This is a genomic window from Corallococcus sp. CA047B (assembly GCF_003612065.1).
GTDB classification, from domain to species: Bacteria; Myxococcota; Myxococcia; order Myxococcales; family Myxococcaceae; genus Corallococcus; species Corallococcus praedator.
Genome location: NZ_RAWD01000020.1, coordinates 1 through 22,015, shown reverse-complemented (window position 1 = coordinate 22,015; position 22,015 = coordinate 1). Strand labels below are relative to the sequence as shown.

At 66.3% G+C, this 22,015-nt stretch carries 13 protein-coding genes; 6 read left to right on the top strand and 7 right to left on the bottom strand.

The genetic code is table 11. The features are described from left to right. Positions 1-890: 890 nt before the first annotated feature. Complete coding sequence (locus D7X74_RS05695; RefSeq protein ID WP_199741773.1) at positions 891-2,915, top strand: AAA family ATPase; 2,025 nt, start codon at positions 891-893, stop codon at positions 2,913-2,915. A gap of 66 nt (positions 2,916-2,981) precedes the next feature. Further along, a complete protein-coding gene (locus D7X74_RS05690) occupies positions 2,982-3,464 on the top strand; it encodes an N-acetyltransferase (RefSeq protein WP_120531891.1) in 483 nt (160 codons plus the stop codon). Positions 3,465-3,544: 80 nt separating this feature from the next. On the opposite strand, the gene D7X74_RS05685 is transcribed toward D7X74_RS05690, so the two are convergent. Further along, complete coding sequence (locus tag D7X74_RS05685) at positions 3,545-4,300, bottom strand: hypothetical protein (protein WP_120531890.1); 756 nt, start codon at positions 4,298-4,300, stop codon at positions 3,545-3,547. Between the two features lie 245 nt (positions 4,301-4,545). Between D7X74_RS05685 and D7X74_RS05680 the strand changes: the two genes are divergently transcribed. Together D7X74_RS05680 and D7X74_RS05675 are read left to right on the top strand one after the other, a co-directional pair. Then, positions 4,546-5,424, top strand: coding sequence for an SMI1/KNR4 family protein (locus D7X74_RS05680; protein WP_120531889.1), 879 nt, complete (start codon positions 4,546-4,548; stop codon positions 5,422-5,424). Between the two features lie 64 nt (positions 5,425-5,488). Further along, positions 5,489-5,935, top strand: coding sequence for a hypothetical protein (locus D7X74_RS05675; RefSeq protein WP_233601984.1), 447 nt, complete (start codon positions 5,489-5,491; stop codon positions 5,933-5,935). A gap of 40 nt (positions 5,936-5,975) precedes the next feature. On the opposite strand, the gene rph is transcribed toward D7X74_RS05675, so the two are convergent. The 5 genes from rph to D7X74_RS05650 form a co-directional block, all read right to left on the bottom strand. Beyond that, on the bottom strand, positions 5,976-8,570 hold the full coding sequence (gene rph / locus D7X74_RS05670; RefSeq protein ID WP_120531888.1) for a rifamycin-inactivating phosphotransferase: 2,595 nt from the start codon (positions 8,568-8,570) through the stop codon (positions 5,976-5,978). A gap of 268 nt (positions 8,571-8,838) precedes the next feature. Next, a complete protein-coding gene (locus D7X74_RS05665) occupies positions 8,839-13,080 on the bottom strand; it encodes an ELWxxDGT repeat protein (RefSeq protein ID WP_158622189.1) in 4,242 nt (1,413 codons plus the stop codon). 223 nt (positions 13,081-13,303) lie between these two features. Further along, positions 13,304-16,183: a PQQ-dependent sugar dehydrogenase gene (locus tag D7X74_RS05660; RefSeq protein ID WP_233601983.1), complete on the bottom strand. Its 2,880-nt coding sequence runs from the start codon at positions 16,181-16,183 to the stop codon at positions 13,304-13,306. A 236-nt stretch (positions 16,184-16,419) separates the two neighbouring features. Further along, positions 16,420-17,562: a hypothetical protein gene (locus D7X74_RS05655; RefSeq protein ID WP_120531885.1), complete on the bottom strand. Its 1,143-nt coding sequence runs from the start codon at positions 17,560-17,562 to the stop codon at positions 16,420-16,422. A 277-nt stretch (positions 17,563-17,839) separates the two neighbouring features. Continuing rightward, a complete protein-coding gene (locus tag D7X74_RS05650; RefSeq protein WP_120531884.1) occupies positions 17,840-18,709 on the bottom strand; it encodes an aldo/keto reductase family oxidoreductase in 870 nt (289 codons plus the stop codon). 57 nt (positions 18,710-18,766) lie between these two features. Here D7X74_RS05650 and D7X74_RS05645 point away from each other — a divergent pair, with 57 nt between their 5' ends. Next, positions 18,767-19,687: a LysR family transcriptional regulator gene (locus D7X74_RS05645; RefSeq protein WP_120531883.1), complete on the top strand. Its 921-nt coding sequence runs from the start codon at positions 18,767-18,769 to the stop codon at positions 19,685-19,687. An 82-nt stretch (positions 19,688-19,769) separates the two neighbouring features. Here D7X74_RS05645 and D7X74_RS05640 read toward each other — a convergent pair whose 3' ends face one another. Beyond that, complete coding sequence (locus D7X74_RS05640; protein ID WP_233601982.1) at positions 19,770-20,477, bottom strand: AraC family transcriptional regulator; 708 nt, start codon at positions 20,475-20,477, stop codon at positions 19,770-19,772. Positions 20,478-20,650: 173 nt separating this feature from the next. Here D7X74_RS05640 and D7X74_RS05635 point away from each other — a divergent pair, with 173 nt between their 5' ends. Beyond that, positions 20,651-21,478 carry an NAD(P)-dependent oxidoreductase gene (locus tag D7X74_RS05635; RefSeq protein ID WP_120531882.1) on the top strand — a complete coding sequence of 276 codons (828 nt, stop codon included), beginning with the start codon at positions 20,651-20,653 and terminating at the stop codon, positions 21,476-21,478. The last annotated feature ends 537 nt before the right edge of the window (positions 21,479-22,015 follow it).

Genomic DNA, 22,015 nt, shown 5'->3' with positions numbered 1-22,015 from the left:
ACTTCAAGAGGGAGTCGGGATTGAACCCCGAGCTGCGAGCCTTCTGGGGGGAATACCGGATGGAGGGGGCGCCTGGAGGGGTCGTGTTCCAGTCGGTCGAGACCCATCCGGAAGGGGGCGGTACCCGTGCGAGTCTCTGGTTCGGTCCGTCGTTCGGCGGGTGTTCATTCTGGTATCGCGGTGTTCATGCGTCTGTTCGAAGGGCCCGTGTGCAGATGCGGGGACGGGATTGGGAGTACCGGGACGCAGAAGATGATGAGGTGCTGGATGTTCATGCGCCCTTCGGTGGGGGGCGCGGGTGAGTCCGCAGTGCTTCCGTCATCTGTACGAGCGAATGTTGCGAGACTTCGCGTCGGGAGTAGGCCCGTTTGAATGAGCATCTTGGTGTCCTCGCTGCTTCAGCGAAACAGAGGCCATTGAAACAGGTTGACGGTGGCGCTGCGCTCCTCTCGGCCGCGGAAGTGAGCCTGTCGGCAGGTCCCCATATTTGCCAGCTCCGTCGCGAGTTGGACGAACACGTCGGTTTCCCGTGTCTGCTCTTCGACGGCGGGCCCCACTGTATGAAGCACTCTCAGTCCAAGCGCGAGTTTTCAAGCCGAGAGCACTTTCAGATACTTCCAAATCCAGTTGTGGGAGTGGACCTGGCTCAATCATCGCGACTTCGATCGCAGATGGCCGCAAGGCTGGCGACAAGCCTGACTGCAAGAAACCACCGGTGAGCACTTGGCGGGTCAAAGCACACCCCTCCGAAGGGACTGGGCTACGTCAAGTCCTCGTCCCTGACTTGGGTTGATTACGCCAAGTGCGCTGGGCGCGAGAAGAATTCTCCTGCGTTACGTCGAGCAGCGCTGCTATCGTTCAGGCAGTTAATGGCTACCAGGAGGTCGCTTGTGCAGCTTGTTGCCGCAATCGTAGGCCCCTTCAAATCCATCAGCCAGCCGCAGACGGTGCCGATTGAACCGTCAGTAACGGTGTTTGTCGGCATGAACGAGGCTGGCAAGACGGTATTCCTTCAGGCACTCGAAAAATCGGATGATGCTGTCGGCCTCGCAGCGTTCGATCCAATTGAAGACTACCCTCGGAAAGACCTGTCTGCCTATCTCCGTGAGCACAAGCAGAAGCCCTCTACGGTGACGACGCTCACGTACCGACTCTCCAAGGGAGAACTGGACGAGTTGAATGGAGCGTTGCACACGAACCTGCCGGTGGATTTTGAATTTAAGATTGCGCGCGATTACGACAATAAATTGAACATGTATCTTGCCGTCGATGAGAAGCCAGTGCTCGCGACGCTTCGTGAAACTGCGGGTCTTAGCTCTGATACGAAGGCAGCGCTTGCGTCGGTGGTTGCGGTTCGAAGTATTCCCGGTGCGCTCGCGGGTCTTAGTCTCACAGAAAAAGACAAGGCTTGGCTTGAGGTGATCCAGGAGAGAGTCGAAAAGGCAAGGCGGGAGTCGGTTGTTGAGTCGGAAGTGCGTGATTGGCTTCAGCCGCGTGTGCCGAAGTTTGCATTCTTTGGAGAGTATGCGTTGCTCCCGAGTAAGGTGAATCTCGCGGATCTCGCTGAGCGAGTTCAACAGGCCCGGGGATTGAAGGCGCAAAGTCAAAGACCGCCTGTGAGGGCTGCGCAGAAGCAAATATTTCCGCAGCACCTGGGTGTGCTAGCACTACTCAGGATGGCAGATATATCAATCGATGATTTTACGAAGTCTGGCGGATATGAGCCGTTGAAGGCTCGTCTCGAAGCGGTATCCATCCGGCTGACTGATGAGATTTTTGAGTTTTGGAAGCAGAACGAGGATCTTGAAGTAGAAGTGGATATCAAGACTGACCCTGAAGATGTGGCGCCCTTCAACGAAGGGCCAAATCTCTACCTGCGCATCAAGAATCGGCGCCACCGGGGCGTCAGCACGCCCTTTCACCAAAGAAGCCGGGGCTTTACCTGGTTCTTTAGCTTTCTAGTTTGGTTCGATAGCGTTCAGCATCAACTTGCAGCCAGTGATGAATCTCGAGATCGGAGTGTGATCCTCCTTCTTGATGAACCAGGGCTAAACCTCCACGCGCTCGCCCAAGCCGACTTCCTTCGGTATATTGATGAGCTTTCGCGGCGACACCAGATCCTCTATACGACGCACTCGCCTTTCATGGTCAATTCCGACCGTCTCCATCAGGTCCGAGTGGTCGAAGATAGAATCAAGACAGGTACAGTCGTCTCCGACAATGTGACCAATTCTGATGAGCGAACAATCTTTCCGCTCCAGGCGGCGCTCGGTTGGAGTCTCGCACAGAACCTGTTCATCTCGGAGCGCAACCTTCTGGTCGAGGGGCCTTCGGATCTTCTGTTCCTCAAGGCAATGTCGTCAGTTCTAGAGGCGCAAGGGCGAATTGGCCTCCGTGAAGACGTGACAATCGTTCCTGCGGGCGGTCTCGATAAGGTGATCACATTTGTCGCGCTTCTCGGCGCGAGTGGACTCAAGTTGGCGGTCCTTCATGATTACCAAGGGCGACCTGAACAGAAGCTCGAAGACTTGGTGCGGCAGAAGTTGGTTGCGCCTAAGGCCCTTCTTGATGCCTCGCAGTTTCGTGAGGTCAGTAGCGTAGGCAAGAGGGGAAGACCCACGGATATCGAGGACCTGCTGTCACCCAGTCTTTACCTGGACTACTTCAATAAGGCTTTCGAGAAGCAGCTTGATGGTAGAAGAATTGCCGAAATTGACCTGCCGCCCGGGGATCGAATCCTTCATCGGATTGAGCGCTATCTCGCTGATGCCGACATTAAGTTGCGCCCCAATGGAGGGTTTAATCACTATTCCGTTGCTGCTGCATTGGCTGGCGCTCCACCTCTTCTCGTGGATTCCGAAACGGCCGCCCGCTTCGAGGAGCTTTTCCGAACCATCAACGGTCTGCTTGTATGAGGGATATGTGCTTCCTTGATGCGGAGCGGAACTTCGGATGAGTCGCGAGTGAAGGAGTGATCTTCTATGTATCCATTGGTGCCTGGTATTCAGATTCGGCATGCGATTCCACAAGACGCGGTGCATGTGGGGTTGGTGCTTCGCTCCGTGCTGTCACCGAATCAGTATCATTATGAGCGAAATATTGGTGCGCAGGGGTGTCTGAATTTTGTGGCTACGTCCGTGGATCATTCTGTCGTGGGTTTTTCATCGCTTCTGCTCGATGCTTCTCCTGATACGGGACCTGATGTCTGGCGGCAGTATCCACTCTATGTCGGCGTCATGGCAGTGGCGCCCGCATGGCAGCGTCGGGGTATTGGCAGTCAGCTTTTGAGGAGGACGATTGAAGAAGCGCGTCGTGAAAGACCGCACTATGCGTTCACGTACCTTGAGGTTGAGCACAACAACTCAGCCATTCGACTCTACGAGCGACTCGGATTCGAAAAGCTGGGAGAAAACAAGGGCAGTTGGTTGATGCGGCGATCCACCCAGCTATCGCACGACATCTAACACGGCAAGCACCCCAGCAGAACGCAAGAAGGCCCTGCCGGTTCAGGGCAGGGCCTTCAGGACGTGATCAGCGCGGCGAGCTACTCCGAATAGTCATACCGGTAGACGAGGCGCCAATTGCGGTTGTAGCTGTGGTGCCGGGTGAACCAGCCGCTGTGGCAGCTGCCGGTGTTGCCGGCGGTGTAGCCGTAGACGAAGCCGTTGTGGACGCGGGCCTCGAGGGTGGGCGAGCCGGGGTTCTCGCAGGGCTGGTGGACGCTGACGGCCTGGTAGGCGGCCTCGGCGGACACTTCTTCCTGGCCCTCGAAGTCGTAGAGGGAGTGGACGCGGTTGGCGGTGAAGGTGCCAATCTCGCTGGCCTGCTGGGTGTCGCTCTGCGTGAGGAAGGCCTGCAGGTGGGCCAGGGTGGCGGCCTCGGAGGTCAGCGAGCCGGTGAGGCGGTGCACGGCGCCGTCAGTGTCGGAGAGCGCGGCGCGCAGGGCGGTGATGCCAGCCGAGCCCTGGTAGACGGAGCTGTCGCCCCAGGTGAAGCTGAACGCGGTGCCGGCGGTGTAGGCATTGAGCGCGCAGGTGCCACCAGCGCCTGCGGGCTCCACGAGGATGATCTTGCGGAGGCGGTGCTCGGGGTTCAGGAGGGCAATGCACTCATTGCCAGCGACGCCGTCGTAGTTGGCGGCCGGGAGCACGGCCTCCACGATGTTGTAGACGCGGAACGTGGGATCCGTGGCCGATTGCTCGGTGGCCTGGAGGGTGTCCACGTCCGTCTCGGCGCCGAGACAGCCGGTGGCGAGGGAGGCGGCGAAGAGAAGCGACGAGAGGCGGAGAGGGATGTGCATGGCCTCCGAAGCTAGCACGCGTGATTTGCATGTTTTCCGAACATTTCTTTATGGCGCCGATACGGCCAGATCGGAAGCGGAGCCCGGCCGCATCATCACGCACTCGTCGCGGTGCTCCTGCTTGTTCATTCCGTCATCAGGGTTCTCCGAGGGGGACGCTTGCCAGAAAGGCTCGCGGTCCAATGCGAACGCAGTTGAATGGCAGTCGGCTGTTTCCGCGCGGCGTGGAGTAGGGTGCTCCTCCTATGAGCAAATACTTCGCCAAGCTGAAGGCGCCCAAGGGGCAAGTGGTTCCGCCGCTGCTCGCACGTTTCGCGAAGTGGCTCGCGAAACAGGAGTACGGAACGTTCGGGACGTTCGAACTCATCTCATCGCCGGTTCCCGGCGAGCTGCGCGATGCCTGGTGCTTCCTCTCACTGCCAGAGGGCTCGCTGCTGGCGCTGGTCTCGACGGTGGCGCCGGCGCCCGTGGTGCTGTTCGCTTCGGAGTCCGACGCCCTGAAGGTCGTCGCGCCCAGTCTCGAGGCGTTCCTGCTCGCGCTCGGCGCGGGCAAGACGCGCCTGGATGACCTCGATGAGGGGGACGACCGAGACGCCCTGCGCGTGTGGCTGGCGAATGAGAAGGTCAAGGCGCCGAAGCCCGCGAAGTTCAACGTGAAGGCGTACCAGCGTGACGCCGCGCCCGCCCCCGTCGAGAGCGAAGGCGTGAAGAAGCTCCCGCCCCTGCCGCGCGGCCTCGTGGCGCTGCTCGGCAGGAAGGTGTCCGACACGAAGCTCCCCGCGGAGTTGAAGAAGCTGAAGTTGCCGGCGAAGCTGCCGAAGACGGGAGGAAAGCTGCAGGACAAGAAGCGCGGCATCACCGTGAGCGTCGGGCGCAACGGGGTGATCTCCGAGGTGCATCTTGGTGAGAAGTACGACGGACCCCTTGCGTTCAAGCTCCCCTCGGGCGTGAACGACTTCACCGCGACGAAGCTCCTCGGGAAGCCGACGGGGACGCTGAAGAAGAAGGACGGGGGCAAGGTCTGGGAGAAGGTGCTCGACGCGGAGCGTGGCCTCTATTTCTCGCGCAGCCGCGGCCACTTCGACTGGTGGTCGGAGCACCGGTTCTTCCTCAAGACGAAGTGAGCTTCGCGCTCCCCGGCTGGTAGAATCCGCTCCGGCCCTGCCCAGGCCTCAGGTGGAGGAAGACATGCAATCCCACACACTCTCCGACGCGGACCGTACCTTTCGCACGGCATTCGAAACCTGCGCCATCGCGCCCGCGGCATTCAGCCACGAAGCGCATGTGCGCCTGGCCTACGTGTACCTGTCGGAGCACGGCACGGAGGAGGCGATCGCGAGGATGCGCAACGCCCTCCAGCAGTTCCTCGCGCACAACGGAATCCCCGCAACGAAGTTCCACGAGACGCTGACCCGGGCATGGATCCTCGCGGTCGGGTACTTCATGGGCAAGGCTTCCAGTACGTCGTCCGCGGACTTCATCGAGAAGAACCCCGAGCTGCTCGACAGCGGAATCATGCTGACCCACTACTCAGCGCAGGTCCTGTTCTCGCCCGACGCCCGGGCGTCCTACGTCGAGCCTGACCTGGATCCCATCCCGGTGTCGGACAAGGCGGCCCGGGGAGGGGCGGCCTGACCGACCACGTGCCGCCCGGCTGCCTGTCGGGCTGGCCCGGTCAGGACAGGATTTCGACGTACCCGTCCGTTCCATGCACGCGGATCCGCTGGCCATCCCGGATCCGCCGGGTGGCATGCTCCACCCCCACGACGGCCGGCAATCCGTACTCCCGGGCGATCACCGAGCCATGGGTCATCAGGCCCCCGACCTCCGTCACCAATCCCTTGAGCGCGACGAACAGGGGCGTCCAGCTGGGGTCCGTGTAGGCGGTGACCAGGATGTCGCCCGCTTCGAGATTGGCCTCCGCCATGTCCAGGATGACGCGGGCCCGCCCCTCGATGAGCCCGGCGGAAACCGGCAGGCCGACCAGCGCGCCGGCTGGCAAATCGTCGCGTCGGTATGCCCCGGCGATGACCTCGCCATCCGATGTGAGCACCCGGGGCGGCGTGAGTGCTTGATGGGACCGGAACGTGTCCTTGCGCTGGCGGATGAGCTGTTCATCCACCGGGTTCGCGCGCACGACGTCGTTGAGTTCCTGGAACGTGAGGAAGAAGATGTCTTCCTTTTCACGCAGCACGTGGGCCTGCACGAGGCGCTCGGCTTCATCCAACAAGGCCTGCTTGTAGACGAAGTAGCGGTTGACGATGCCGTACTTCGGATACTCCCGGTATCCGATGAAGGTCCGGACCCGGTCGATCATCCGTTTGGCCTCTTCGGCCTTTTGTTCCCCGTCCGGCAAGGCCCGCAGGCGCTCCAGCACCTCCTGTTCCTTCTTCCAGGCCTCCTGCCGCCCCTGCTCGAAGCGCCGCGCGCCGGCGCCCGGCTCGAAGTTCTTGATGTTGCCGAGGATGATGGGCACGAGCGTGGTGGGGCGTTCGCTCCAACGCGGCCTCGTGATGTCGATCTCTCCGACGCCGCGCATGCCGTACGTGTCGAGGTAGGCCCGGATGGCGTCTCGCGCTTCCCGCCCTCCCGCGAGCCTGGGCAGCTCGTCCAGGAAGCCCTCGTCCTCGACGTGCTGCAGGAAAGCCACCACCTCCGGATGCGGGCGGATGACATCCGCGACGTCCAGGAGCGCCAGCCCCATCTCCGACGTGACGTTGTGGGGGACGGACTGCGTGAGCGTGTCGGCCGCGTTCTTCTCACCCAGCCACGCCTGCAATTGCTCGTTGAGCCACCAGGTGGCCTCCATCCCCGCCATGATCACCTGATGGCTCCGCGGATCGAACAAGAGCCGCTTCAGCTCCTGGATGTCCGCCAGGATGAAGTCGAGCAGCGCCGAGCCCGACTTCGTCTGGATGTCGCGCTTCAAGGCGGCGAGGGAGGCCTGGCTCTGTCCGATCAGCTCGTCGACGATGGCCGGGTCCGTCTTGAGCGGGGCTGGCGCGCCGCCGGCCGGTGCCCTGCCGGGGCCCTCGTCCGCGAGCAACCGGATGAAGTCGCCGCGTCCCAGGAGGGTCTGCAGCGCGTCCGTGATCAGCGGATCGGATTTACCCAGGACATCCAGGAGGCCCGCGCGCCCCGCTGGCGAAGCCAGGACCTGGGTGACGTCGACGAACAGCCTCCCGCCGGCCTCGTACATCGGCCGCAAGGCCGTCAGCTGGAACAGGGAGAGCCCCAGGGGCTTGATGGCGTCGGTCATCATCTGCTGATGACCGACGGAGACGTAGACATGGTTCTCCCGGTCACCGGCCGTGGGGATGGGGAACAGCGTGGTGATGGGCCGGCTCTGGACGAAATGGAAGCCATCGTCGACCAGGCACCATTCGATGTCCTGGGGGCGGCCGAAGTGCGCTTCGATCCGCCGGCCCAGCTGCGCGAGCCGCACGACCTGCGCATCCGTCAGCGCTGGCTGCTGGCGTCGCTCTGGCTCGATCGCCTGTTCCTGCGTCCCGCCTGCCGGTAAGGCGTGGATGGCCATCTGCTTGGTGGCGACCGTCTTGGCGATGACCTCGCCGTCCCGCACCTTGTAGTTGTCCGCGTTCACCAGGCCGGAGACCAGGGCCTCTCCCAGGCCGAAGCTGGCCTCCACGGAGGCGACCTTCCGGTTGGAGGTGACGGGGTCGGCCGTGAACAGGATGCCGGCCGCCTGCGGGAAGACCATCTGCTGCACGACCACCGCCATGCGGACCTTCCGGTGGTCGAAGCCGTTGCGCAGGCGGTAGGTCACGGCCCGCTCGGTGAAGAGCGAGGCCCAGCACCGGCTGACGTGCTGGAGGATCGCCGCTGGCCCCACGATGTTCAGGTACGTGTCCTGCTGGCCCGCGAAGGAGGCCGTCGGCAGGTCCTCCGCGGTCGCGCTCGAACGGACGGCATAGGCGGCTTGTTCGCCAAGCCGGGCGAGCGCGCGGGTGATTGTCGCCGCCAGCTCGTCAGGAATGGCGGTCCCTTCGAGGGTCCGGCGGATTTCAGCGCTGAGCGTGCGGATCTGCTCCCGGTCGCCCGGCTTCAGGCGCGACAGCCGCTCAAGGAGATCGTCGAGTGACGGCGCTTCCGCCATGATCCGCTGGAAGGCGTCTGTCGTCACGCAGAAGCCAGCCGGCACCCGGATGCCTTCGATCCGCGAAAGTTCCCCCAGATGCGCGCCCTTGCCGCCAACGACCGCGACCTGCGTCTGGTCGAGCTCCTGGAGACCCAACACGTAGCAGTCCATCCGCTCACCTCCCTTTCGGCTACCGATTCGCTGGCGCCACCCATTCTCGCCAATGGCTACCGTCCCACGACAGGAGGTCTTCGTCGGACCCAGACCTTGTTATCGAAGCAGCGGACATTGGCCAGGTTCTGGTTTGTTGGCGAAGTGCATGCACAGATGCCCGAACTTCTTCTCGGGGTTGCCGGTGCCACCCATCGCGGTGCGCTCGATGCGCGGATTCGAGTCCGGGCCCCATGACGCAGCGACCGGATTTTGGATGGGCAAGGAGTCAAGCGTGCCCGTTGGAACGACGGCGGGCGGAGGCCCACGCAAGCAGCAGCAGTGCGCCCCAACCCAGGCCGCGCGGGGCGTCCGTGCCGGCGTCGCAACCACAACCGAATGGCTCATCGGGTTCGACCTGCACGGACCGCGCATCCACCTTCACCTGGAAGGTGCAGGATGCCGCGTTGCCCGCCGCGTCCGTGGCGGTGACGGTGACGGGCGTGATGCCGGGCGCGAAGAGGGTGCCAGAGGCGTGGCTCGAGGTCAGCGTCGCCGGGGACACGGCATCCGAGGCGGAGGCGGGCGCATAGGTCACGCTCTTGCCCTGGGGGGCGGACGTCGTCACCGCCAGGTCGGCCGGGCAGGTGAGGGTGGGCGGGGTGGTGTCATGCACCGTCACGGTGAAGGCACACGTGCCCGTGTTGCCCGCCGCGTCGGTGGCGGACACCTGGACCTCCGTGGCGCCGAGTGGGAACCGACTGCCCGGCGCGTGGCTGTGCGAGAGGATGGGCGCGAGCGTCACGGCATCCCGCGGCGCGGCCGACGCGAAGACGACGTCCGCACCCGTGGCGTCCTGCGCTTCGGCGGTGAGTGGACCCGGGCAGCCCACGTCAGGCGGTGTGGTGTCGCGCACGGTGACGGTGAAGGCACACGAGGCCGGGTTGCCCGCGCCATCCGTGGCGGTGGCGGTGACGGAGGTGGTGCCGAGCGCGAAAGCGGTGCCCGACGCGTGGGTGTACGTCACGGACGCCCCGGTGGCGGAGTCCTGGGCCTCGGCGGGCGGGTACTCCACGGAGGCGCCCTGGGGGCTCGTGGCTTCGGCCACCACGTCCGCGGGACAGGCGAGGGCGGGCGCGGTGGTGTCGCGCACGGTGAGGGTGAAGGCGCAGGTGGCGCTGTTGCCCGCCGCGTCCTTCGCCGTCGCCGTCACCGTCACCGTTCCGACGGGGAACAGCGCGCCGCTCGCGTGGCTGTAGGTCAGCTCGGGCGAGGGGGTGACCGTGTCGGTCGCGGTGGCCTCGGCGTAGCTGGCGTGCGCGCCCCCGGTCTGTGTCGCTTCCAGCGTCACATCCCCTGGGCACGTGGGGATGGGCGGCGTGGTGTCGCGCACGGTGAGGGTGAACTCACAGGTGGCGCTGTTGCCCGCCTCGTCCGTGGCGGTGGCGGTGACCTTCGTATCCCCGAGGGGGAAGGCGTCCCCGCTGGCATGGCTGTAGTCCAGCGAGGGCGTCGCGGTCTCGTCATCGGTGGCGGTGGCGGCCGGGTACTCCGCGAGCGCCCCCGTGGCGCCGGTGGCCTCCACGATGACCGGCGCGGGGCAGGTCAGCGTGGGGGGCGTGGTGTCCGGGAGCTTGGGGACGAGCTGCCACGGTTCGTAGCTGTGCACCCCGTCGTCGAAGGTGAAGTACAGCGTGTCCCCGACGCCCAGGAACAGCCCCAGATACGACGCGCCCGGGCCCGGCGTGAGGTCCAGGAGCATCCGCGTTCCCTCCTGTGTTCCATCGCTGATCCACGGCTCCTGGCCCACCCCGGGCGACCCGGCCTTGAAGACGAGCCACCCGTCGACCGCCGTGAGCGACTCGGGAAAGGAGCTGCCGAGACCGGGATAGATGTCCTTCAGGCGCACGGTCCCGACTTCGGTGCCGTCGCTCTTCCACAGCTCACGGCCACTGGTGCCGTCGTCGGCCGTGAAGAAGAGCGTGTTGCCCACGGCCGTGAACGACCGGAGCGAGGCGCCGCTGGTGCCCGGGCGGATGTCCTTGACGAGGGCGGTGCCGGCCTGGGTGCCATCGCTCTTCCACAACTCGTCACCCGTGATGCCATTGTTGGCGACGAAGAACAGCGTCTGGCCTACGGCCGTGAGGAGTGTAGGAGACGTGTAGCCCGGGCGGATGTCCTTGACGAGGACGGTGCCGGCCTGGGTGCCATCGGTCTTCCACAGCTCCTCGCCCGTGGTGCCATCGTTGGCGACGAAGAACACCGTGCCACCGACCCGCGTGAGCTGCCTGGGACGGCTCCCCCCGCTTCCAGGCGCGATGTCCTTGACGCGCACCGTCCCTGCCTCGGTGCCGTCACTCTTGAAAAGCTCATCATCGAAATTGGCGCCATCCCTGGCGGCGAAGAAGAGCGTGCCGTTCACGTCCACGAGGGCGTTGGGGGTGGAGCCCTCGGCGCCGGGCCGGAGGTCCTTGACGAGGACGGTGCCGGCCTCGGTGCCATCGCTCTTCCACAGCTCGGGCCCGGACACACCGTCGTCGGCGACGAAGAAGAGCCGGTCGCCCGAGCTCGTGAGCAGGGCCTTGTAATTGTAGGGGTCGATTCCCGGCGCGCCCGGTTTCACGTCCGACAGCCGCACGGTGCCAGCCTCGGTGCCGTCGCTCTTCCACAGCTTGAAGCCGTGGGTCCCGTCGTCCGCCAGGAAGTACAGCGCGTCCTTCACCACGACGGGGAAGCTGTAGTGGTCGAACGCGCCTCCCCGGCCCGGCATGATGTCCGTGACGCGAACGGTGCCGTGCTCGGAACCATCGCTCTTCCATAGCTCCCTGCCGTGGAGCCGGTCCTCGGCGTGGAAGAAGACCGTGGTGCCCATGCGGGTGAAGGCCTGAGGGCTGCTGCCCAGCTCCGTCGTGTTGAGGTTCTTCACCATCCGGGTGCCGGACGTGGTGCCGTCGCTCACCCAGGGCTCCAACTCGTGGACGCCATCCTGCGCATAGAAGATGCAGCGGTTTTCGCCCAGCCGGACGGAGTTGGTGGGGAAGCCCGCGTCGGGGCCTGGCCAGAGGTCGCTCACCAGGAAGGTGCCGGCTTCGGTGCCGTCGCTCCTCCACAGCTCATAGCCGTGCGCGCCGTCGTTGGCGGCGAACAGGAAGAAGTCTTTCAAACCCAGCATGAAGTAGGGCGTGGCACTGTCGGTGCCGGGCAGGATGTCGCGGACGAGCCCGGTGCCGGCCTCGGTGCCATCGCTCTTCCAGAGCTCCTGGCCATGGAGGTCATCCATCGCGACGAAGAGGAGCATCCCGTTCCATTCGCGCATCCGCACCGGGGAGCCGCCCGCGCTGCCCGGCAGGATGTCGCGGACGAGGACGGTGCCCGCCGCGGTTCCGTCGGTCTTCCACAGCTCGTGGCCGTGGGTGCTGTCGTAGCCCGTGAAGAAGAGGGTGTTCCCTACGACGGTGAGGCCCTGGGGCGTCCTGACGGTTTCTCCAGACTCGACGCCCCGCACGTGCAGGGTCCCGACGTAGGTCCCGTCGCTCTTCCACAGTTCATCTCCGTGGATGGCGTCGTAGGCCGAGAAGAACAGTGTGTCGCCGAGGACCGTGAGCGCCCGTAGCTGGGAGCCCTCGCTGCCGAACCGGATGTCCCGGACCATGAAGGTGCCGGCCGCCGTGCCGTCGCTCTTCCACAGCTCACGGCCGTTGAGGCTGTCCTCGGCCGTGAAGAAGAGCGTGTTGCCCACGGCGCGGAGCGAATCCGGAGTGGACGTGGCGGCGCCAGCCCAGATGTTCTTGACCATGAAGGTGCCGGCCGCCGTCCCATCGCTCTTCCACAGCTCGCGGCCGTTGATGCCGTCGTCGGCCGTGAAGAAGAGCGTGCTGCCCACCACGGTGAGGAAGGCGGGCGCGGGGCTGATGAAGTCGGTCCGGAGGTCCTTGACGAAAAGGGTCCCGGCCTCGGTGCCGTCCGTCTTCCAGAGAGCGGGCCCCGTGGTGCCGTCATCGGCCATGAAGAAGAGCGTGTCGCCCACGACCATCAGCGGGAGCGGGGAGGCGCCCGAGAGGCCGGGGCGGATGTCCTTGATGCGCACCGTGCCCTGCTCGGTGCCATCGGTCTTCCAGAGCTCGGAGCCGCTGGTGCCGTCGTTGGCCGCGAAGAGCAACAGGTCGCGCAGGGGCGTGAAGTAGGCCGCCTCGGAGCCCTGGCTCCCAGGCCGGATGTCCTTCAGGAGCAGGGTCCCGGCCTCGCTCCCGTCAGTCCTCCACGGCTCGCTGCCGGTGGCGGCGTTCCCGAAGACACTGAGGAGGACCTGGCTGTTCAGCGCGTAGGGCCCCCCAGCCCAGGAGAAATCATCCCCATCCCGGATGTTCTTGAGCATCCGCGCGGTCAGGGGGCCGCCCAGATCGAGCCGGGCCGACGAGGTGCTCTCCCCGAGCCGTGGCTCCTGGGCAGCGCGCTTCGCGGACTCGCCACATCCCCCCACCACCGTGAATGCCAGGGCCAACCACGCCAGCAGTCGCTGCTCAGCTCTCATCGATTCCCCAGGTGCCGTCGTGCTCCGGATGCGTGAGCGGGCGAGCGCTCGTCCTGCATACGGAGCCCTTCGCCGGAACAGGCTCACCATCCCCGAACAGCGGCGCTGGGAGCAACGGGGGGGCGGGATTTCTCCCCGGGTCTGAAAAGCAAAAAGCCCTGCCAGTTTCTGGCAGGGCCTTCTCTTTGCTCCCCGAACGTTACGCGAAGAGCTGCTCAGGTCGTCATCGTCCCGCCGCCGGGCAGGTCGCGGGCTCGAGGTAGAATGCCTCCCACGCGCCAACGTCGGTGGGATTGCAGATGCCCACGTTGCCTCCGTTTCCGCTCTGGATGGGCGCGCCGGAGGTGGTCTCCTTCCAGTTGCGCGCGTTGCCCGTTGACGACTCGAAGCCATAGCGGTTGCGGCCGCCGTGGACGCCGCAGTCGTAGCGGGTGAACGGCTCCGCCGTGTTGAGCGTGGCGCTCACGGTGAGCTGGTCCGCGACCACCGCCAGGTATGCGCCGCTCGCTCCCTTGAGCTTGTACTTCGCGCCGCTCGTGACGAGCTCGAAGATCGCGCCGCCGGTCTGCGTCGTGCTGATGGCGGCCACCTTGCCCGCGCCGTCGACGGTGAGCCACTGGTCGCTGCGCTCGCTCTGGATGCGGAAGCAGCCCGCGCCGCCGCCCGTCTCGCTGTGGCACGTCGCATCGCAGCCATCGCCCGACTGGGTGTTGCCATCGTCGCATTGCTCGCCGCTCTCGACGGTGCCGTTGCCGCACACGGGGCCGGTGCCGCCGCCACCCGGGCAGGTCACCGGTTCGAGGTAGAAGCCCTCCCAGGCGCCGCCATCGGTCGGGTTGCAGGCGCCGCCATTGCCGCCGTCACCGCTCTGGATCGGCCCGTCCGGCGTGGTTTCCTTCCAATGGGGCGCGCTCCCCGACGAAGCCTGGAAGCCGACACGAGTGCGTCCGCCATACCCGCAGGGAAGCTGCGTGAACGACTCCCCGCTGGAGAAGTTGGCGCTCATCGCGAGCTGGTTCGCCACCACCGCCAGGAACGCGTCGCCCGAGCCCTTGAGCTTGTACCGGGTGCCGTTCGGAACGAGCTGGAAGATCTGCCCTCCTGCTTGCGCCGCGCTGCCAGCGACGACCTTGCCCGCGCTGTCGACGGTGAGCCACTTGTCGGAGCGCTCGCTTTGAATCTGGTAGCAGCTCCCGCCCGAGGTCTCGACGAACGTGGCCGTGTAGGTGGCCGCACTGCCAGGCGTGGTGACGGTGTGCGATTGCGCGCCGCCGTCCGACCACGACGAGAACGCCCAGAATCGCCCGTTCGCGTACTGCGGCGACTCGACGCCCACCGAGCGGACGACGCCGACCACGCCGGTCGTTTCATGCGGCGCGGCGAATGGCCGACCGTCCATCAGGACCTGCAGCCCGCTCGGCAGGCTGGTCACCGTGAGCGGTACCGTGACCGGGAGTACGTCGCGATACGTCGTGTGGGTGAGGCCGATGGAGTCCCGCACCGTGAGCCGCAAGCGATACCAGACGTTGGCCGAGCTCTCACCGGCGCTCGGAATCGGCCAGCTCCCGCTCGCGATGCCGGTGGTATCGGTCATGGCTGGATGCGTGTGGGTATCGTGATGGAAGGTGATGCTCCAGGTCATCGCGCTCGGCGGCAGCGCGCCATCCTCCATGTCGCTGGCCGAGCCGGAGAACATCAGGTTGCTGGCCGCGGTGTAGGTCGCTCCCGCGACCGGCGTCGCAATCGTGGCCACCGGCGGCTTGTTGGACGTCACCGTCAGCACCGCCTCGGCGCTGGTGGTCGAGCCAAGCCCGTTGGTGACGACTGCTCGGAAGCGCGCGCCGCTGTCGGCGAGCTGCGCGGCGTTCAGCGAGTAGCTCGGCGAGGTCGCGCCGGCGATGTCCACGCCGTTCCGCTGCCACCGATAGGTGAGGGGCGGCTCGCCGCTCGCCGACACCGTGAAGGTCGCCGGATTGCCGACCGATACCAGGGTGCTCGCCGGTTGCTGCGCGATGCTCGGCGGCAGCGAAGCCGTGTAGGCGATGCGGCCCACCTGGCCCGCGCCGCGTGACAGATAGTAGAGCGCGCCGTCAGGCCCCACATCGAGGTCCACGGGCCCCGCGGCGGCCGTCGCGAACAGCGACTGCGCGCCGGAGTTCGGGTCGATGCGCGAGATCCAATTGTTGGTGTAATCCGCGAAGAAGTACTGACCGACGTACGCGCTGGGAAACGCAGGGACAGGTGGGTTGTAGAAGGCACCCCCGGCGATGCAGTTGCCGGCGGCCGTGCCGGCGCCATGCGGGTACGCGAAGAACGGCTGCGTGAGCCCCGGGCGATTCGTGAAGTAGCCTTCAGTCATCGGCCAGCCGTAGTTGGCACCGGCCTGGCCGCGGTTGATCTCTTCCCAGCCGCCTTCGCCCACGTCGTTGATGAACAGGGTCCCCGTGCCGGGTTGAACGTCGAAGGTGAAGGGGTTGCGCAGCCCCATCGCCCAGGTCGCCTTCGCAAGCCCGGTGGCGGTCGCGTAGAACGGATTGTCCGTGGGAATGCTGCCGTCCGGGTTGAGGCGCAGCAGCTTTCCGAGTGGCGTGTTCAGGCTCTGCGAGTTGGAGGAGACCGCGTTTTCGCCGACCGAAACGTAGAGCTTGCCGTCGAGTCCGAAGCGGACCGTGCCGCCGTTGTGGTTGGCGGCGTCGAGGGTCGGAAGGTCCGCGAGCACCAGCTCGCTTCCGGGAACCGCCACATTGCCGTTGGCGGTGAAGCGGCTGACCCGATTGTGGATGTTGCCGGCGATCGACGTGTAATAGACATACAGGTAATGGTTGCTGGCGAAGTTGGGGTCGAACGCGACGCCCATCAGCCCACGCTCGTTGTCATTGTCCACGGCGAGCGTCACGAACGGAGTCGCCACGAGCTGGCCGTTCTCGACGATGCGCAGCGAGCCGTTCTTCTCCGAGACGAACAGGCGCCCGTCGGGCGCGAAGGTCATGGTGGTCGGTCCCTGGAGGCCACTGACGAAGACGGAGTCAGCGAAGTTGGCGTCTTGGATGACCGCGCCCGCGCGCGCGACCGCGAGCTCCAGGGGCTCCGGCGTCGACGGCATCGAGCAGCCTACGACGAGGGAGAAGACCGCGCACACAGCGATGAGCGGTCTGGGACATCCCGCTCGTGCACTCGTTCTCATCTGTGATTGCATCGCTGCTTCTCCCGGTTGGACAGGCTCACGCGGCCCGTGGGCCGCGTGAGTCTGTTGGTGGTGCTGTCCGGTATTACATCGAAAGCACGTTGACCGGGAAAACATATGGATATGAATGCCTGATGGGGCAGGCGCAGGGCATGTCAGGCCGTGTGGAAGGCCTTGGCGAAGAAGTTCTCGATGCGCGACTTCTCGGGCGCGAGTGCGTTCGCGGGCGAGGCCACGCTCGTGGCGTTGGCGAGGGCGGGACGCAGGCCCGACGCGATGCCCGGCTTGATGTGGTGACGGAGGTCGACCGCGAGGTCGGACTTCAGGTGGGTGCCCACACCCGCGGCGGTATGGACGTCCGCGGAGTGCTTGAGGAAGCCATTCTCCAGCCCCACCTTGCCGCCCGCCTGGGCCGCAGCGCCCGCCACCGCGCCCGCGGTGACCGAGCCGTGCAGCCGGCCCACGTGCCCGCCCGCCGTGGCGTACGCGCCCGCCGTGGCGGCCGCGCCCACCTGGCCCGAGAGCATCGCCGTGGCCGTCTTCGGGTCCAGGCTGGCCACGCCCTCGGCGTAGGCGGTGGCGGAGGCCTTGGCCTCGCCCTTGACGTACCCGCCCACGTGCCGGTTGAAGTCATGGCTCGCGCTCGCCGCGACGCCCACGCCCGTCTCCGCCTTCGCCGTCAGCGCGCCCGTGTAGGCGTGCGCGTTCCTGTCGAGCGACACCCCGGCCTGGGCCTGCCCCTTGAAGGTGTTCGCCTCGGCGGTGAGCTGGCCGCTCGTCACGCCCAGCCGTCCCGCGTGCGTCTTCTGCAATTCGTAGGCGGCGTGGGGGCCGTTCACCTCGGCCTGGGCCGAGTAGTGGCGCACGCCACCGCCGCTGTAGCTTGAGGTGGAGGCCTGCATCGAGCCCACGTTGCCGCTCACCTTGCCGCCAGCGAAGGTGTCCTTCTGGAAGGGGTTGCCCGGCCTGTCGACGAGCATGTTCTGGCGGGCTCCCGGGGGCGGCGTGAGCTTGTTGGCACCGCCGCTCACGCTCACGTCCGAAGCCTGGCCCGTCGTCTTCTCCCAGGGGCTGTAGGTGGGGCCACCCTCGGGCAGGCCCGGGTGCTTCAGGGGCTTGGACTCCGGGGCCGTCGGCGCGCTCGCGGCGGGCCTGGGCGCCGCGGGCCTGATGGCCTGCGAGGAGGGCGCCGAGGCGGGGAGCGTGGCGGCGCGCGCCGGAGGCCTGGGCTTGGGCCCCGCGGAGGAGGGGAGGGTCGTGGAGCGAGACAAGGTCGAACCGAGGCGGGAGGTACGCATGGCAGGCTCCTCAAGAGGTGCGGCGGAGGGGGGCGGTGCAGCGATGCCCTGTCCGACTGCATCCGACATGCCATGCTCAAGTCGAGCGATGTGGACAAGGCACCTCCCTGGTTTCAAAGGGTTGGCGGGAGGGGGCCCCGAAGGCGGTGTGAAGGCCCTGGTGACTGCGGTCATCAGCGCTGGGACAGCAGTCATCCCCCTGCGCTTGAGGAGAAGGGCAGGGCGTCGTGGCTGAGGGACGCGATTGCTTCGCGCAGGCACGGACGACCGGGTGCCTTCAACGCGCGATTCCGTCGAGCGCGGCGATGCTCCTTGCCGGCAGCACGAGTGACGCCGCGGCCACGTTCTCGCGCAGGTGCGCGACCGACGACGTGCCCGGGATGAGCAGGATGTTCGGCGCGCGGTGCAGCAGCCACGCGAGCGCGACCTGCATCGGCGTCGCGCCCAGCTCGTTCGCGACTTCCGACAGCGTCGAGGACTGGAGTGGCGTGAAGCCGCCGAGCGGGAAGAACGGCACGTAGGCGATGCCCTTCTTCGCCAACGCGTCGATGAGCGCGTCGTCTCCGCGGTGCGCCAGGTTGTAGTGGTTCTGCACGCAGACGATTTCGGTGAGCGCTTGCGCCTGCTCGACCTGACGCGCCGTCACGTTGCTGAGGCCGATGTGGCGAACGAGCCCCTCGCGCTTGAGCTCGATGAGGACGGCGAGCTCCTTGTCTAGCGGGCCTTCCGTCGGCGTCATGCTCATCATGCGCAAGTTCACGACGTCGATCGCGTCGAGCCCGAGGTGGCGCAGGTTGTCCTGGAGGTCCGAGCGGATCTCGGCGGGCGATAGCGCCGGGAGCCATGACTTGTCCGCGCCCCGCCGCCCACCCAGCTTCGACACGATCACGATGTTCCTGGGATACGGGTGCAGCGTGGCGCGAATGAGCTGGTTCGTGACGTGGGGCCCGTAGGCGTCGCTCGTGTCGAAGTGGTCGATGCCAATTGAGATCGCCTCGCGCAGCACCGCCGCGGCCGCTTCGGGATCCCGCGGCGGTCCCCAGACGTGCGGACCCGCGAGCTGCATGGCGCCATAGCCCATGCGGTGCACCGTGAGCGATGTGCCGGGGAACGTGAATCGACCGCCGAGTTTGTCTGTGTTCGTCATGTGTTCGAATCTAACGATGGCCACACTTCACACCAGCAAATAGGATGCATGCCAATCATGAACGTTGTTCGTGCCAGGGATCTCGACCTCAACCTGCTGCGCGTGCTCGTCGCCGTCTCCGACACGGGCTCGGTCACGAAGGCGGCCGCGGGGCTCTACCTCACGCAGTCAGCGGTGAGCGCGGCGCTCGCCCGGCTCAGTGAGTCGCTGGACACGCCGATGCTCGTGCGCCACGGCCGCGGCGCGATTCTAACGAGCCGGGCAGCACGCCTCGTGACCGAGGTCCGGCCGCTGCTCGAGGCGATGCTCCAGGCCGCGCTCGCACCGGCGCGCTTCGATCCGCGCACGAGCGAGCGGATCATCCGCCTCGGGCTCTCCGACTTCTCGGATGAGTGGCTGCTGCCGCCGCTGCTACGCCGGCTCGGACGCGACGCGCCCAGGATGCGGCTCGTCTGCACGCCGGTCCAATTCCGCACGGTGGTCGATGCGCTGGCGACCCGTCGCGTCGACCTCGCGGCCACGGTCATCGACAAGCTGCCGCAGACCCTTCTGCGCACGCCGCTCATCCGCGGCCACTTCGTCTGTCTGTTCGACCCGCGCCACGTGCGCCTCGGTGCGCGACCGAGCAAGCGCACGTATCTGGCGCAGGAGCACGTCATCGTCTCCTACAACGGCGACCTCCGCGGCACGGTCGAAGACAGGTATGGCGTCGAGCGGCGCGTCCGCTGCTCGGTCGCGAGCTTCAGCGCGATTGGCGCCATCGTGGACGGCAGCCCGCTGGTGGCGACCTTGCCAGAAGTCTTCGCGGCGCAGCTCCTGCGGCAGCGGCCGCACCTTCGCAGCGCGCCCTTCCCCTTCGCGCACCGCGCGGGCGGCATGGACCTGCTCTGGCCCGCCGCGCTGGATGAGGACGACGCGTGTGCCTTCGTCCGCGCCGCGATCATTGATATCGCCAGGCAGGTGCCCGCCACTTCTTGACGAACTCGCATTGCGGAAATGCTGACTGGGGGACAACGGCTTCGAGAGCGCGGCGAGGATGGATTGTATGGCGAGCCCGGCGTCAGGCGATCAACGGAGCCGCGCGGAGCTCGCCGAGAAACCCCTGCGGCGTCACGCCCGTGATCGTGCGGAACTCGGCGATGAGATGCGCCTGGTCGTAGTAGCCGGCGTCGGCGGCGATGCTCGCCCAACTGGCGTGAGCGTCCTCGCGCGCGGCGCGTAGCGCGCGATGGAAGCGTACAAGCCTGGAGAACGCCTTGGGGCTCACGCCGACGGTTTCACGGAACACGCGACGGAGATGCCGCTCGCTCACCCCGATGTCGACGGCGACGGCGTTCACATTGGCGCTCGTCAGCCTCTCGGCGGCATCGAGGGCGAGTTGCGAGCGGGCGCGGCGTCCGTCCGCGAGCGCGAGGCGTTCGGCGATCGCGCGCTCCAGGATTGCAGCCGCATCGATCGTGTCGCGGGCGTCGCCGAGCCGATCGCGGAGCCGCCGGGTCGCGGCGTCGCCCCACAGATCCTCGAGCGCGACGATGCCTCCGGCGATTTCGGAGGCCGGCACGCCGAGCACCGCCTCATGCGAGCCCAGGTGAAGACGGGCCGTCACGGTCCGCTGCCCGCTGCGAATGACCTTTCGATGCACCCTCTGCCTTCCGCCCAACGCGTGTGCGTCGAGACCCCTTCGCGCCAACGGCCCGAACCGGACGACGAGCTGGACCTCCGGACGCGGAATCAAGACGCCCGGCACGTCGCGGTCGCGCTCGTCCACGAACAGCGCCGCTACGGCGGACGCGGTGGATGCGCTCGGCGCAACGCGACTGTGGTGAGCGGGGCTTGCGTGCATGAGATGACTTTGGCGTGCGCGCGACGGTCGCGCAAGAAGCGGTGAGCGTGTCCGTTTTCTCCAATCCTCGACGCGTCGCGGATGGTTACGGTCCACACATGAAAATCCTTGTCACCGGAGCGACCGGAAAGGTCGGAAGTCGACTCACCAGGCGACTCGCCGAGCGCGGCCATCAAGTGCGCGCCCTCGTGCGCGATCCGAAGCGCGCTGCCGCCCTGAACGAAGCTCGTGTCGAGCTCGTCCAGGGCGATCTGCTCGATGTGGCCTCGCTCGCGGCCACGGTGCGCGGCGTTGACGCCGTGGTCCACTGCGCAGCGTTCTTCCGCGGCGCGACTCCCGAGCAGGCGCACGCGGTCAATGACCTCGGCACGCAGCACCTCGCGAGCGCCGCCCGTGCCGCCTCCGTGAAGCGCTTCATCTTCACGAGCACCGGCCTGGTCTACGGTTCGAACGGTGGCCGCCTCGCCCGCGAGGACGACCCCTGCGCACCGACCGCAGCATACCCGGTGAGCAAGCTTGCCGCCGAGCGCTTCCTCCTCGCGCTCGAAGGGCTCGACGTGCGCGTGCTTCGTCTGCCGTTCGTGTACGGCGACGGCGATCCACACATCGAGGAGGTGATACCGGTGATGCGCAGTTTCCCGCCGGCCCAACGCCTGTCGATCGGCCACCACGCCGACGTCGCACAGGCCGTCGCTCGTTTGCTCGATGCGCCTTCGCCTGCGCATCGCATCTACAACGTCGTCGACGACGAGGCCCCCGAACTCGCCACGCTGTTCGCGTCGGTGGGCGCGCCGCCGCCTGACGGATCGAACGCTGAGTTCGCGCGCAATTTCGACACGCTCCTCGACGGTCGCCGCATCCGCGAAGACCTCGGCTTCAAGCCCATGTTCCCCCGCCTCGCGGACGCGCTCGCCGCAGGCGCATAGGCGAGACACTGCTCGGATGCCCCAGGGAAATGGCCCCCTCCCGAGAGGGCTGTCTTGAACGAACCTTACCGATGGGCTCCTGACCGAAGCAGGGCGCCGATGACGCCCCGCTGTTCAGCCCGCCATCCTGGCGAATGCGCCAGGCGTGATGCTGGTCATGCGCTTGAAGTGTCTCGTGAGACGACTTTGATCCGAGAACCCTGCAAGGTCCGCTACCTCCACCCGCAGCGCGATGAGATACGCATGCGGAGGGAGACCGGTGGCGCCACCAAACGAACGGAGCACCTGGGGCTCGGAGACACCCAATCGACTGCCTCCAGGGCGGGGGCAGTCCAGAACTTCACCTGAGTCTCATTCGCGCCTGCGGACGCCATTGAAACCCCGTTCTGATGATACGGAGCCGCCCCGCTCTAGCAGGCTGTTGAAGAAGCCCGGTTTGCTGGCACGAGGCCGGGCTTCTCGTTGACTTCAATCTCAACCTTGTCTTCGGGGGGAGGCAGCGGGCGCAGAGCGCCTATGCGGCGGCCAGCCGCGCCA

What these genes read in the sequence shown, in the direction of transcription:
- D7X74_RS05690 (WP_120531891.1), top strand. Translation starts at nt 2,982, where the DNA reads ATGTATCCATTGGTGCCTGGTATTCAGATTCGGCATGCGATTCCACAA.
- D7X74_RS05685 (WP_120531890.1), bottom strand. Translation starts at nt 4,300, where the DNA reads ATGCACATCCCTCTCCGCCTCTCGTCGCTTCTCTTCGCCGCCTCCCTC.
- D7X74_RS05680 (WP_120531889.1), top strand. Translation starts at nt 4,546, where the DNA reads ATGAGCAAATACTTCGCCAAGCTGAAGGCGCCCAAGGGGCAAGTGGTT.
- D7X74_RS05675 (WP_233601984.1), top strand. Translation starts at nt 5,489, where the DNA reads ATGCAATCCCACACACTCTCCGACGCGGACCGTACCTTTCGCACGGCA.
- rph (WP_120531888.1), bottom strand. Translation starts at nt 8,570, where the DNA reads ATGGACTGCTACGTGTTGGGTCTCCAGGAGCTCGACCAGACGCAGGTC.
- D7X74_RS05665 (WP_158622189.1), bottom strand. Translation starts at nt 13,080, where the DNA reads ATGAGAGCTGAGCAGCGACTGCTGGCGTGGTTGGCCCTGGCATTCACG.
- D7X74_RS05660 (WP_233601983.1), bottom strand. Translation starts at nt 16,183, where the DNA reads ATGCCGTCGACGCCGGAGCCCCTGGAGCTCGCGGTCGCGCGCGCGGGC.
- D7X74_RS05655 (WP_120531885.1), bottom strand. Translation starts at nt 17,562, where the DNA reads ATGCGTACCTCCCGCCTCGGTTCGACCTTGTCTCGCTCCACGACCCTC.
- D7X74_RS05650 (WP_120531884.1), bottom strand. Translation starts at nt 18,709, where the DNA reads ATGACGAACACAGACAAACTCGGCGGTCGATTCACGTTCCCCGGCACA.
- D7X74_RS05645 (WP_120531883.1), top strand. Translation starts at nt 18,767, where the DNA reads ATGAACGTTGTTCGTGCCAGGGATCTCGACCTCAACCTGCTGCGCGTG.
- D7X74_RS05635 (WP_120531882.1), top strand. Translation starts at nt 20,651, where the DNA reads ATGAAAATCCTTGTCACCGGAGCGACCGGAAAGGTCGGAAGTCGACTC.